This is a genomic window from Pseudoalteromonas ardens, from assembly GCF_030125445.1.
Taxonomy (GTDB): Bacteria; Pseudomonadota; Gammaproteobacteria; order Enterobacterales; family Alteromonadaceae; genus Pseudoalteromonas; species Pseudoalteromonas ardens.
The window spans coordinates 224,131-237,254 of the sequence record NZ_JASJUV010000003.1; the positions used below are offsets into that span (position 1 = coordinate 224,131).

Annotated in this window: 10 protein-coding genes and 1 pseudogene; 10 read left to right on the forward strand and 1 reads right to left on the reverse strand. The window is 47.7% G+C overall.

From position 1 onward, the window contains the following. Positions 1–28 precede the first annotated feature (28 nt). The 3 genes and pseudogenes from QNM19_RS11710 to QNM19_RS11720 all read left to right on the forward strand — a co-directional run. Positions 29–217, forward strand: a pseudogene (locus tag QNM19_RS11710) (transposase); the annotation flags it as partial. A 261-nt stretch (positions 218–478) separates the two neighbouring features. Next, complete coding sequence (locus tag QNM19_RS11715; protein WP_049865616.1) at positions 479–757, forward strand: DUF6881 domain-containing protein; 279 nt, start codon at positions 479–481, stop codon at positions 755–757. Positions 758–1,277: 520 nt separating this feature from the next. Further along, on the forward strand, positions 1,278–1,916 hold the full coding sequence (locus QNM19_RS11720; protein ID WP_049865615.1) for a hypothetical protein: 639 nt from the start codon (positions 1,278–1,280) through the stop codon (positions 1,914–1,916). Positions 1,917–2,204: 288 nt separating this feature from the next. Here QNM19_RS11720 and QNM19_RS11725 read toward each other — a convergent pair whose 3' ends face one another. Next, positions 2,205–4,715, reverse strand: coding sequence for a GGDEF/EAL domain-containing response regulator (locus QNM19_RS11725; RefSeq protein WP_284026733.1), 2,511 nt, complete (start codon positions 4,713–4,715; stop codon positions 2,205–2,207). A gap of 267 nt (positions 4,716–4,982) precedes the next feature. On the opposite strand from QNM19_RS11725, the gene queA reads away from it, so the two are divergent. The 7 genes from queA to QNM19_RS11760 all read left to right on the forward strand — a co-directional run bounded on the left by queA (position 4,983) and on the right by QNM19_RS11760 (position 13,067). Next, positions 4,983–6,023, forward strand: a complete 1,041-nt coding sequence (gene queA / locus QNM19_RS11730; protein WP_284026734.1) for a tRNA preQ1(34) S-adenosylmethionine ribosyltransferase-isomerase QueA — start codon at positions 4,983–4,985, stop codon at positions 6,021–6,023. A 189-nt stretch (positions 6,024–6,212) separates the two neighbouring features. Continuing rightward, on the forward strand, positions 6,213–7,337 hold the full coding sequence (gene tgt, locus QNM19_RS11735; RefSeq protein ID WP_010383277.1) for a tRNA guanosine(34) transglycosylase Tgt: 1,125 nt from the start codon (positions 6,213–6,215) through the stop codon (positions 7,335–7,337). A 33-nt stretch (positions 7,338–7,370) separates the two neighbouring features. Next, positions 7,371–7,709 (forward strand): preprotein translocase subunit YajC, encoded by a 339-nt coding sequence (yajC, locus tag QNM19_RS11740; protein ID WP_010383276.1) that lies wholly within the window; start codon positions 7,371–7,373, stop codon positions 7,707–7,709. Between the two features lie 21 nt (positions 7,710–7,730). Further along, the gene (gene secD / locus QNM19_RS11745; protein ID WP_049865614.1) at positions 7,731–9,590 is read left to right on the forward strand and encodes a protein translocase subunit SecD; all 1,860 of its coding nucleotides are present in this window, start codon (positions 7,731–7,733) and stop codon (positions 9,588–9,590) included. Positions 9,591–9,599: 9 nt separating this feature from the next. Next, positions 9,600–10,541 (forward strand): protein translocase subunit SecF, encoded by a 942-nt coding sequence (gene secF / locus QNM19_RS11750; RefSeq protein WP_010383272.1) that lies wholly within the window; start codon positions 9,600–9,602, stop codon positions 10,539–10,541. Between the two features lie 66 nt (positions 10,542–10,607). Next, the gene (locus QNM19_RS11755) at positions 10,608–11,192 is read left to right on the forward strand and encodes a hypothetical protein (RefSeq protein WP_049865613.1); all 585 of its coding nucleotides are present in this window, start codon (positions 10,608–10,610) and stop codon (positions 11,190–11,192) included. Between the two features lie 87 nt (positions 11,193–11,279). Next, complete coding sequence (locus QNM19_RS11760; RefSeq protein ID WP_049865612.1) at positions 11,280–13,067, forward strand: bifunctional diguanylate cyclase/phosphodiesterase; 1,788 nt, start codon at positions 11,280–11,282, stop codon at positions 13,065–13,067. Positions 13,068–13,124: the final 57 nt, after the last annotated feature.

The window sequence follows — 13,124 nt, forward strand, 5'->3', positions numbered from 1 at the left end:
GTTACTGGTGGGTGTCACTTAAAATTGTATCAGCGATAGTCAGCCATTGCTGACACGATTGCAAATAGAGCCAGACAACTGGCTCAAACTGACTACGCAGTTTACAAAGGTCTTTCATGGTGCTGTGGGGCGAAAGCAAGCGATGACAGAGTACTGTGAACATCTTCGCAAAAGGCGACGAGCCAATTTGACTCAGTGTGAGCGGTTACTGGGTTAACACTTTTATTTTATTACCATTTCAATTTATCCAGGTTCAGGCTTGGGTATGTTCTCGTATTGTCCGAATCTGATTATTTACCAGCATTTCATACTTAAACTTACAAGTTTCACTATTGGAAGCCTGGCATTCAATAGCCTTGCATTTCGACTTTGAAATTGTCCACAATTGGTGTGTGAATTTACTGGTGGGTGTCACTTAAAATTCAACAGTGAAGCTCTTGATCTTAGTAAAAGAATTGTAAGTAGCGGGACTAACTAAATGAATTATATAAAAGTTAAATGGGTACACAATTTCACTGATGAACCAGTGTGGCTTTATAGTGAGCTGAACGATTCAAGAGAAGAGACTCGTAAGGTGGAGATATTTCCAGACGGTAGTTATTGCTATGCTTACGATGAGAAAAGCTCAGGTACGACGCTACTTTCAATTACTCCTTTACCTACTTTAGAAGAAATTGCGGAAGATCCGCAGTTTCTTCCTGAAGAGATTCAAATAGGTGAATTTGAAGAAGCTTGGGCTAAGGCTGTTTCTGGCTGATAAGTTAATGTTACAAAGGAAACAAAGACTTTATTTCATAAGACAAGTTATAAGGACACCCACCCAAAACCTTAGACATTCAGTCTGGGTTTTTGAATAGGTTGAATAGAAGGATTTGCAGAGACACCCATTCAAGATTGGCTTGCAGTTGACAACTTTACTGGTGGGTGTCTCTGCAATGCTTTCATAGCTTCTGGCGATGGGAATCTTCTAATAGCATATGGAAGAGTTAGTGGTGAAGGTGTGGCCCCGGGTTACATTAGCGCGATTCAATTCAATCATATAAGAGGCCAAATGATACGTACTAATAAAGGCAATATTAGAGAGGCTACATATTTGGTCTTAGCTCATGAACTTCACCATTCTTGGGGACCGATGACGAAAGGAGGTTTCTGGGGAGGAAATGACCGAATAAATATAGGTAGATCGGTTGTAGGGCTGGGCCCTTTAGAGACTTATGCGGTGCGCTACACAAACCTTATCAGACAGCAAGCAGGTGTTGGTTACAGGAGAACCCATTATGACGGTTATGCAGTCCCTTAAATTAAGTACTTTGATTATGATGCTGTTATCATGCTTTGCGAGCAAAGCATCATCATCAGATCGGGAAAAATATCTAGCTTCTTGCTTCTCCAACGCATCTGTTTTCAGCGTTAAGCAAGAGAAAGTTAGGTTAGCTGTTGAATCCCTTTCAGGCATACAAAATTACATTGTTCTTAAGCATGGGGCAGCGTCCGAATGGTTTTATGGATTTACTTTAGTTGCTACTGGGGAAAATAATGATGCCTATTTTGTGTATATGGATGATACGATCATTGAACCAGTAATGAAGAAACTAGATTATAAATTAGCTCAGGATCTAATAAATGGAGGAGGTATCATATTTGAGCCAAGTCAACCAGCCAGCTTTTATACTAAAGGAGTAAATGGAGTTCCTTGTTTCTTTTTTGCTACTTATAATGAGGGAAAAAGAAAAAGCCAGAGTTTTGCTGGGAGAACTAACAACCCATATATAAAGAAGTATATTTCTAAAATAGAAAAGCTTGCTTTAAGTTATGACTTAGGAAAATTAGATGATGCTCCTGTGCTTTCAGCAAAGATGAAAGCTAGTTCTTTGTCGTTCCAAAAGCTCTTCGCTGAGATTGAGTCATTAAACTAATAACACGTAGTTGCAAAGATACCCTTTCAAAATCGGCGCTCAGTGAGCGCCTTTTTTCTGTGCAATCACGCCAGCGCGGTGTGCAGTGGAAATCAGCGCTGGCATGCAGTTATAAGGACACCCACCCTAAACTGGCGTACGGAATGCATGCCGTCTACTTTTAGGCGATACTCAATGGATTGAGGGTGACAAATTATGCCAATGGCAAGGAAGACGGCGGTTGATTAGACACCCACCTAAAACTGTCGTACCAATTTAGAACATAGCGTCAAAACCTGCACAAAAAGACTAGCAGGCTGTTTTCTCAGATAAAATAGTTTGCAGCACGGCAGTGAGCTGTTCGACGGGCAATGGGCGCGAAATGTAGTAGCCCTGACCGTAATCAATGCCTATCTCCTTGAGTGCATCAAAGATCTCTTTACTCTCTACATATTCAGCCACTGAACGCTTATCCAGCGAGTGGCTGATGTCATTCACGGCTTTTACCAGTGCCAGATCTATGGGATCATTGAGCATATCGCGCACAAACGAGCCGTCAATCTTAACATGTTGAGCTGGCAGCTGTTTTAAGTAGCTAAAGGTACTGAATCCGGTACCGAAATCATCAATAGAGAAGTGGCAGCCGAGCTCATTGAGCTTGGCAATCATCGCCTGTGTGGCGCTGAGGTTGTTGATACTGGCCGACTCAGTGATTTCAAAAATGATTGCACTGGCCGCGACCTGAAACTCCGCCAGACAAGACTGAATATGGGGTAACAGGCGTTCATCGAGGAAAGATTGCGCGGATAAATTGACGGAGACCTGATGTAATTCAGGGTGGCTGGCAATGGCGCGAATGCACTCGCGGATCACGCACTGATCCATCAGATAGGTATCGTTTAGCAACTCCAGTGCCGGGATAAACTGATTTGGATAAACCAGGTTATCGTCTATACGCAGTCTTAATAAAGCCTCAAAATAGGCCACCTGATTGCGTTTAAAATCCCAAATTGGCTGGTAGTGCAGTTCAATGTGATTATTTTGCAGCGCCTGACGAACATTGTGTCCCCATTCCAGACCGGTTTGCAAGGTGCTGTTTTGCGCATCTTCTTTGCTGTAACAGTGAACCAGGTTACGGCCTAAGTTTTTCGCAATATACAGCGCAATGTCGGCTTGCTTAAGGCATTCACTGGGATCACTGTTTTGGTGGGTGATCTGTGCCAAACCAATTGAGCAACTGATGGTATAACTGGCTTCCTCAGAATGAAATTGATGATGCTCAATCGCACTACAGACACTCTCAGCCAGCATATGTGCATCCAGCAGAGGAGTGTGCTTCAGTAAAATCGCAAACTCGTCACCCCCAATGCGGAAGATCAGGTGCTCATCCGCAATGTGTTCACCAAACAGTTGCGCAACCTCTTTGAGCACAATGTCACCTTGCTGGTGTCCTTTACTGTCATTGATGATCTTAAAGTGGTCCAGGTCAATATAGATCAACGCATGCTCAAGCTGTGCGTCTTGCTTAGCCTGTTCACAGAATTGGTTTAATTGCTGATCGAAGTAGTAGCGGTTATGCAGTCCCGTGAGGGTGTCGTGTAAGGCAAGATGGCGTAACTGAAGTTCAGCCTGCTTGCGCTCGTGAATATTGTCTATGGTTGCTGTAATGGTGGCAGTACTGGTGACGTTTTTTATCAGCTGAAAACGACATTCAACCCAGATTGGGCAGTGGTTACTTTGCATCACCTGTAGTTCAAGCAGCGCCGATTGTTGCTCGCCTTGCTGGACTTTAGTCAGGACGGTCGCCAGTTTTTCCCGGTGCTCTACCAGTACGTAGTCGAACATACTGGTATGCATGCTGGCCTTGAGTTTGTGGCCCACCAGCTGCTCCCAGGCCGGATTTAAAAAGCGGATCACGCCCGCAGTATCCAGTTCCATCACCACCGTATTGAGGTGCAGCAAAATGCGCTGGTGTGCCGAGAACAAGTCTTTGTACCGTCGCTCACTGCGACTCAGTTGCTCGACTTTTTCGGCAAATTCGGCGTAACTCACCATAAAGTCTTCACGACGGGCTGCGTGGTCGCATACTTTGCTGAGTAAAGACAGGTCATAAGGTGCCCGGACAAAATCGGTGACGCCCAGCAACAGCAGTTGTTCGGCATAGTCGGCATCACGGTTGTCTATGATGGTTACAATGGCCTGGCTGGGTTTGTGCTGCAAAATATTGGCAACCAGCTCCTTACCTGAGTCACTGTGCGTTGCCGTGGCATCCAGCAAGACAATGGCAAACTCATTTTGTAAGAACTGTGACAGCGCCCCATTGGTGGTGGTGACGTGGGTGGTTGTAAAGTTCAGGGACAAATGCTGACAGATTTCATCGGCACGGGTTTGATCCGGCTCGAGCAATAACAGGTTTAAGCGACTGCTTTTTTCCAGATGTGTAGATAACACATTTGCCAGTACCTGAGGCAATACATCCTGACGCTCCAGAGGCAATACCGCATCTATACTGTAACTGCGAGCTGTGGTTTCGGCAATACGCTCACAATAGGTGGGAGGCGTCAGTACAATCGGGGTATTCTTTGGCGTTTTTAATAGTCCGGAGCGCACCATACGAGAAAATCGCCAGCCATCAATTTTTCCGACATTCAGCCCGGTAATGATCAAATCTACGGCTTGTTGCTTTAATACGCCCAATGCCGCTTGTGTATCACTGTGCTCAACGATGCGAAAGACATTGAGCGAGGACAAGGTTTTGACGATCAGCTGGCGCTCTTGTTGATCTGCATTAACCAGCAATAGTGTGAGTTGCTTTGCCATGGTGTTACTGCCTTAAACCCATGAAATAAGTAAACAAGTTTTTGCCCTTTCAGTCAGTGATATGGCTCGCTCTGCGCACCTGATGTGTGCCCGGAACTGAGAGGGACACAAGGCGGCACGTTTTAGCTGCGAAATTTCGTACAATAGCGACTAGATTAAAGCTATTTTTCTATACTGACAAGCGTTACATAGTTTTACCTCAACACTTGATTTAGCTTAGGCGGATCACTAGACTTGGCGCCTATTTGCATTAATTTGAGGTCTTCTATGCGCGTTGCTGACTTTAGTTTTGAACTCCCTGATGAGCTGATCGCTCGCCACCCTAAAAAAGAACGCTCCAGTAGTCGTTTGTTGACACTGGATGGCAACACTGGTGATTTACAGCACAAAGTGTTCAAGGACATTGTCGATTTGATCAATCCGGAAGATCTCATTATTTTCAATAATACCAAAGTGATCCCGGCGCGTATGTTCGGCCAAAAAGCCACGGGTGGTAAACTGGAAGTATTGGTTGAGCGCGTATTGGATGAGCACAGTGTGTTGGCACACGTACGAGCCAGCAAATCGCCCAAAGAAGGCGCAGAGATACTGCTTGAAGGTAAGGCCAAAGCCACTATGGTTGCCCGTCACGGCGAGTTATTTGAGCTGAAGTTCCATGGCGATACGTCGGTGTTGTCGATTCTGGACGAGATTGGTCACATGCCGCTGCCTCCTTATATTGACCGTCCGGACGAAGAAGAAGACAAAGAGCGCTATCAGACGGTGTACGGTGAGAAGCCAGGCGCCGTTGCAGCGCCGACCGCAGGTCTGCATTTTGACGATGCGCTGATGACCCAGTTAAAAGACAAGGGCGTTGAGATGGCGTTTGTGACGCTGCACGTTGGGGCGGGGACCTTCCAGCCGGTGCGTGTGGATGATGTGAATGACCACCAAATGCACTCTGAGTATATTGAGGTACCTCAGGAAGTCGTTGAAGCGATTGCCGCTGCACGTCAGCGTGGTGGTCGGGTTATTGCGATTGGCACGACTTCGGTGCGTTCACTGGAGTCAGCAGCCAAAGCGCATCCGGATGAGCTGAAGCCCTTTTATGGCGACACCGATATCTTCATTTACCCGGGCTATCAGTTCCAGCTGGTTGACGCCATGGTGACCAATTTCCACCTGCCTGAGTCCACCTTGATCATGCTGGTGAGTGCCTTTTCGGGGCAGTCGCATATCATGCATGCCTATGAGACGGCGATTGCCGAGCAATATCGTTTCTTTAGTTACGGTGATGCGATGTTCCTGACCAGGCAGGACAAGGCGTAAATGATAAAAACCCAGCATTAAGGCTGGGTTTTTCTGTTTTAACCCCTGAATTCTGTGGCCCGGCGCTTTAAAGTGCTAATTTAGCCCCAATATTATTGGCACTATGGTAGAATCGGACGGTTTTCAGTATAGCCAGGTATCGCATCTGGCTAAGAGTAAGTTGGACTGTTTTTCCGACCAGAGGTAAGTATGAAATTTGAATTAGATTGTACACAGGGTAAAGCGCGTCGTGGCCGCTTGATCTTCGATCGTGGTGTAGTTGAAACACCGGCATTTATGCCCGTGGGGACCTACGGTACCGTTAAAGGTATGACGCCAGACGAGCTAAAAGACACTGGTGCACACATCTGCCTGGGTAACACCTTTCATTTGATGTTACGTCCGGGCACCGAGATCATCAAACAACATGGTGATCTGCATGATTTTATGAACTGGGATAAGCCAATCTTAACTGATTCGGGCGGTTTCCAGGTATTCAGCTTAGGGGCTATGCGTAAGATCAGTGAAGAAGGCGTATTGTTCCAGTCTCCGGTCAACGGTGAGCGGATCATGCTGTCTCCGGAAAAAGCGATGGAAGTTCAGCGTGATCTGGGCTCTGACATTGTAATGATCTTTGATGAATGTACGCCTTATCCTGCGACGGAAAAAGAAGCGCGTGACTCCATGGAGTTGTCATTACGCTGGGCTAAACGCTCGAAAGAAGCGCATGGTGATAATCCATCTGCTCTGTTCGGTATCATCCAGGGTGGCATGTACCCGGAGCTACGTGCTGAGTCTCAGGCAGGATTGGAAGATATTGGTTTTGATGGCTATGCGCTGGGTGGTTTGTCAGTGGGTGAGCCAAAAGAAGACATGATCAATATTCTCGATCACTGTGCTTACAAGATGCCAGAGCAAAAACCGCGTTACCTGATGGGCGTGGGCAAGCCAGAAGATTTGGTTGAGGCGGTGCGCCGTGGTATTGACATGTTTGACTGTGTGATGCCAACCCGTAACGCGCGAAATGGCCACCTTTTTATTACTGGTGGTGTGATTAAAATCCGTAACGCGGTACACAAAACAGACACTGGTCCGTTGGATCCTGAGTGTGATTGCCACACTTGTAAAAATTACTCACGTGCTTATTTGCATCATCTGGATAAGTGTAACGAAATCTTAGGTGCGCGTCTTAATACTATCCATAACCTGCGTTATTATCAGCGCCTGATGGAAGGGATGCGTGAGGCCATTGCGGCCGGTACGTTTGATCAGTTTGTGGCCGATTTCTATGCCCGACGTGACAGACCGGTTCCGCCGTTGGCTGACACCGAATAACAGTTTGCAATAAAAATTAAATGAGGAAGAGCTATGAGCTTATTTATGTCTAGCGCGCATGCCAGTACGGCAGCCGCAGCACCAGCCGGTGGCGAGTGGAGCATGTTGATCATGCTGGGTATTTTTGGTCTGGTATTTTATTTCCTGATCTACCGCCCACAAGCGAAGCGTGTAAAAGAGCATAAAGATCTGATGGGTGCGCTGACCAAAGGTGATGAAGTACTAACTCAGGGTGGTCTGGTTGGTAAAATCTCTAAGGTTGCAGAAGACAAAGATTTTATCGTTATTGCCCTGAATGATCAGGCGGAAGTAACGGTACAAAAATCAGCGGTATCAGCTGTGCTACCAAAAGGCACAATGAAGTCGCTATAAACTAGCAATAAGGATGATCCAGTGTTAAACAAGTATCCAATGTGGAAATATTTACTTGTGCTCGCTGTATTGGCCGTAGGTATTTTATACGCTACACCAAACCTGTATGGTCGTGACCCGGCCATACAGGTTTCTGGTACTAAAGGTACCAATGCCGATCTCAGTGTGCTCGACCAGGTAAATAAAACACTTAAAGACAATAGCCTCACCGTCAAATCGACTGCCCTTGAAAATGGCCAGGTGTTGATCCGTTTCACCAATGTTGAAGATCAGCTAAAGGCGCAGGATCTGCTGCGTAATACCCTGAGTGACGATTATATCTCCGCCATTAACATGTCGCCTGCACAGCCTGACTGGTTAAAGAATTTAGGTGCTAACCCAATGAAACTGGGTCTGGACCTGAGCGGTGGTGTTCATTTTACGATGGAAGTGGACATGGCAACGGCCATGGACAAAGCATTCGAACAGATGGAACAGGATTATAAGAGCGATCTAAGAGAAGAAAAACTACGTTATCGCTCTATTCGTCGTGTAGCCAACAGTGACCGTATTCAGGTGGTCATGCGTTCTGATGAAGACAGAGATGCGGCTGAACGTTTTCTTAAAAAGCGTTACCCGGGCAATCTGTTTATCAATGACAGCAGCAACGGCCTGGCGTTTTTCTCAACGCTGAGCGAGCCGAAAATCAAAGAACTGCGTGACTACGCGATCAAACAAAACGAAACCATCATTCGTAACCGGATCAACCAGCTGGGCGTCGCTGAGCCGAACGTACAACGCCAGGGTGCAGAACGTATTATCGTTCAGCTGCCAGGTGTGCAGGACACTGCGCGTGCGAAAGAAATCTTAGGTGCGACGGCAACGCTTGAGTTCCGTGAAGTTGACCAAAATGCCGATGCGCGAGCGGCGGCACAGGGTCGTGTGCCTCCAGGCTCTGAAGTGATTATGCATCAGGCTGGTTATCCTGTTGTCGTGAAAAAGCGGGTGGTACTGGAAGGGTCGCACATCACAGGCGCACAGTCTGGTCTTGATGAGTATCAACGCCCTAAAGTAAGCATCAACCTGGATAGCAAAGGTGGTGCGAAAATGAGTGCCTTTACCAAACGCGCGATTGGTAAACCGATGGCAACTGTTTTCATCGAGTATAAGCCGTCAGGTAAAGTCGACAAGAATGGTAAAGCGCTGCCGCCAATCAAAGTGGAAGAAGTCATCAATGTGGCAACTATCCAGGCGCGTTTGAACAGTTCTTTCCAGATCACTGGTATTAACACGCCGGCTGAAGCCCATAACCTGAGTCTGTTGCTGCGAGCAGGGGCACTGGTTGCGCCGATCCAAATTGTTGAAGAGCGTACGGTGGGCCCTAGCTTAGGTCAGGAAAACATCCAGGCTGGTATGACAGCGGTTGTTCTGGGCTTTGCGTTTGTACTGGCATTTATGCTGATGTACTACAAAGGTTTCGGTCTGGTTGCTAATCTGGCACTGGCTGCCAACCTGGTCATGATTGTGGGCGTTATGTCGATGATCCCAGGGGCCACACTGACGTTACCTGGTATTGCCGGTATCGTATTAACCGTCGGTATGGCGGTTGATGCTAATGTACTGATCTTCGAGCGTATTCGTGAAGAATTGGGTGAAGGACGTAGTCCTCAGCAAGCCGTTCATCATGGTTATGACAGCGCCTTCAGCACCATTTTCGACGCCAACATCACCACGCTGATCGCTGCGGTGATCCTGTTCTCAGTGGGTACAGGCCCGATTGCTGGTTTCGCGGTGACACTGGCTATTGGTATCTTGACGTCGATGTTTACGGCTATCGTCGGTACTCGTGCGGTGATCAATGCGGTCATCGGTGGCAAGCGAATTAACTCGCTTTCAATCTAGGAGACGGACATGCAGTTATTAAGAATTAAAGAAACCATCCGTTTTATGTCAGCACGTAAAGTGTCGATGGCATTTTCTGCGCTACTGATCCTAGCATCTATTTTCAGCCTGACGTTCAAAGGCATGAACATGGGTCTGGATTTCACTGGTGGTACGGCTGTAGAAGTGGGCTTTTCACAGCCTGCTGACTTGCCAAAAGTACGCAGTACGCTGGCAGAGAATGGTTTCCCGGATGCATCGGTCACGCTGTTTGGTTCAAGTCAGGACGTGCTGGTACGTCTGGCCCCGCGTGATGATGTGAAAGCTGAAATCCTGGGTAACCAACTGGTTGATGCGCTGAAGCAGGTCGACAGCAATGTTGAAATGCGCCGTATTGAGTTCGTTGGCCCAAGTGTGGGTGAGGACCTCAAAGAGCAGGGCGGTCTGGCAATGCTGACTGCACTGTTGTGTATCCTTATCTATGTTGCGTTTCGTTTCGAATGGCGCTTCGCAGTGGGTGCGGTTGCCGCTTTGTTCCATGACGTGATCCTGACCATGGGTCTGTTCTCATTGCTTGGGCTGGAATTCGACCTGACCATTCTGGCCGCAATCCTCGCCGTGATAGGTTACTCACTGAACGATACCATCGTTGTATCTGACCGGATCCGCGAAAACTTCCGCAAGGTCCGCATCGATGACACGTTGGAGATTATCGATATCTCACTGACGCAAACACTGAACCGGACATTAGTGACATCAATCACAACCATTCTGGTATTGGTTGCCTTGTTTGTCTGGGGTGGCCAGACCATCCATGGGTTTGCAACGGCCTTGTTATTCGGTGTATTCATCGGTACTTACTCATCAGTCTATGTCGCCAGTTCAGTGGCGGTTGCAATGGGTGTGAGTAAGGAAGACCTGATCCCGGTTGAAGTGGAAAAAGAAGGCGCCGATCTGGATGCCATGCCATAATCAGCCAACTAGCTAACGGAAGCCGCGATTGTATCGCGGCTTTTTTGTGAGAACGGGGGAAATACTATGCGTAAGGAATGTGCAGCGGCACTCGTTTGCTTATCGCTATTCGGGTGTTCTGAGCCATCAGGGCAGGCGGCTAATGCCCAGGCTGCGACATCTGTTCAACAGGGCAGTGGCATTGAACCGTATGCGCTGTTAGCCAGCGAGTTACTGAAAGACATTCGAATCCAGCGTGATGCAGGGGTGATCCAGGCGGGTGCAGATGATCTGATACAGCAAAGTGATGTGGTCCTGGATGCCTTTAAACTGGCTTACCCACAGTGCCGGCCTTATCTGGATGCGGTATTGACGCTCAGAGCGTCTTTGGCAGAGATGTCTCTTGCAGTACTGGAGCAAGACTATCATGGCAATGGCAAGTTGCCTGAGTTACCCGATCCGGTGTGCTATCATAGCAAGGATTTGGTGGTGCATCCTGCAACGGTTTTGGTGATGGCAAAAGGGGGACTTGCAGGCGACGACGCGTATTTGGAAGCTGAGCTGGAAATGGTCGAGGTCATGGCTCATATTGAACAGGTAAAACAAGCGCTTAGACGCGCCGAGGCGAGTACGGAGCAACAGCAAGTTGCAAATGATTCAACATCAAATTAGGTACAATCGTCTTTTTGACATATAACTGTCATGTAAAATTGATAATTTGCTCGATTATCAATCAAACCTCATCTTGGTCATCGAGCAGTGGACTCAACGCAGATCCTTTTGGATGAAATCATCGCTAATAAAGCCGTATATACGGCATTCCAGCCAATCTATGACTTGGCGAAGGAGCAGGTGCTGGGCTTCGAGGCTTTGAGCCGCGGCAAGCGTGGTTCTGTGTTGGAGCAACCAGATAGTTTGTTCGCTGCTGCCAGTCGCTATGATAGGCTGTCGGAGCTGGAATTGTTGTGCCGTCAAAGGGCCATTACACAATTTGTGGCGCAACAGTTGCCCGGTAAGCTGTTTCTCAATGTCAGCCCAAAGGCACTGCTGGATCCCCGTCACCCAAGAGGTGAGACCTTACACCTGGTCGAACAGGCCGGACTGGCAGCCAGTCGTATTGTAATTGAAGTGACAGAGCAGGATAAGGTCGATGATGGCTTCTTGTTGTTAAAGACCATAGCGCATTACCGCCAGCTGGGCTTCACGATAGCGATTGATGACTTAGGTGCCGGGTACTCCGGACTGAAGCAGTGGTCAGAATTATGTCCTGACTTTGTGAAAGTGGACCGCTATTTTATTGACTATTGCGACCAGAGTATCGTTAAACGAGAGTTTCTCAAGTCTATTATTGAACTGGCTAAGGCAACCAATACTGCAGTGATCGCAGAGGGTATTGAGCGTATGGAAGAGCTTGCATTGCTGGAGCAATTAGGGATTGTTAATGCGCAGGGGTATTTGCTGGCCAAGCCAAGTGAGCAGCCTTGTCTGGAGATGATCAATCTGGCACAGCATCGTCACAGTGGCAGCAAGGATAACCCATTTGAGCAGTCCATTGCGATTGGCTGGCTGGCCAAGGACGTTGCCGCAATCCACACCTGCACGCAATGCCTTGATGCTCATCGACATTTTGAACGTGATAAACGATTGATGAGTCTGACAGTGGTGAATGATGCAAGGCAGCCTGTTGGCTTGCTGCACCGGGATCAACTGACTGAAGTGTTTGCAGCCCCCTATGGTCATGCCTTATTCGATAAAAAGCCAGTGACCGAGTTAATGGACAAACAGCCGCTGATTGTAGATGAGCAAGAGCAACTCGACAGTGTCAGTCAGCTGATCACCGAGCATGAATTCGATATTCGGCGTCATATTATTATTACCCGGGAAGGGCGTTATTTGGGTTTAGCGCCTCTAAGGGATATCCTGAAACATATTACGGACGAAAAAATCCGCCATGCGCAACACGCCAACCCGCTGACCATGCTGCCGGGTAATGTGGCTATCAATGAGGCCATTGAACAGCGCTTACGCGCTATGCATGGATTCTCATTGGCTTACATCGACCTTAATCATTTTAAACAGTTCAATGACCTTTATGGGTACGCCAGTGGTGACAGTGTGATTAAGCTGCTGGCTGAGGTGACAGTTGCGGTGTGTAAACATAGTCACTGCTTTGTCGGGCACATTGGTGGCGACGATTTTATGGTGGTGTTTGACAACGACGATGCTGAAAACCTGTGTCATGAGATAATTCAGCGGTTTGAAGCTCAGTCTAAGGCTTTCTTTACGCCAGAGCATGTCGCTGCTGGCGGTTACTGGGCCAGTAACCGTGAAGGTCAGAAGCAATTTGTGCCGTTACTGACCTTATCCATCGGGCTGGTATCGCCGGATGTGGAATCTTGTAGTAACAGTCATCAGGTTGCAGCATTGGCAACCGACGCGAAAAAAGAGGCCAAGCGCTATCGCAACAGTTATTTGTTTGTCTGTAATCGCCGCAAACCCAGTGCACCGGTCGTGCGGTTAGAGGCTGTCAGCAGCTTAGCGACGTAAGTCAGCCAATGACGACAACACAATCTCAGTTGAGTATTGTTGCAGTTAGGTGTAGTT

Coding starts and splice junctions, on each gene's coding strand:
- QNM19_RS11715 (WP_049865616.1), top strand. CDS start 479: ATGAATTATATAAAAGTTAAATGGGTACACAATTTCACTGATGAACCA.
- QNM19_RS11720 (WP_049865615.1), top strand. CDS start 1,278: ATGACGGTTATGCAGTCCCTTAAATTAAGTACTTTGATTATGATGCTG.
- QNM19_RS11725 (WP_284026733.1), bottom strand. CDS start 4,715: ATGGCAAAGCAACTCACACTATTGCTGGTTAATGCAGATCAACAAGAG.
- queA (WP_284026734.1), top strand. CDS start 4,983: ATGCGCGTTGCTGACTTTAGTTTTGAACTCCCTGATGAGCTGATCGCT.
- tgt (WP_010383277.1), top strand. CDS start 6,213: ATGAAATTTGAATTAGATTGTACACAGGGTAAAGCGCGTCGTGGCCGC.
- yajC (WP_010383276.1), top strand. CDS start 7,371: ATGAGCTTATTTATGTCTAGCGCGCATGCCAGTACGGCAGCCGCAGCA.
- secF (WP_010383272.1), top strand. CDS start 9,600: ATGCAGTTATTAAGAATTAAAGAAACCATCCGTTTTATGTCAGCACGT.
- QNM19_RS11755 (WP_049865613.1), top strand. CDS start 10,608: ATGCGTAAGGAATGTGCAGCGGCACTCGTTTGCTTATCGCTATTCGGG.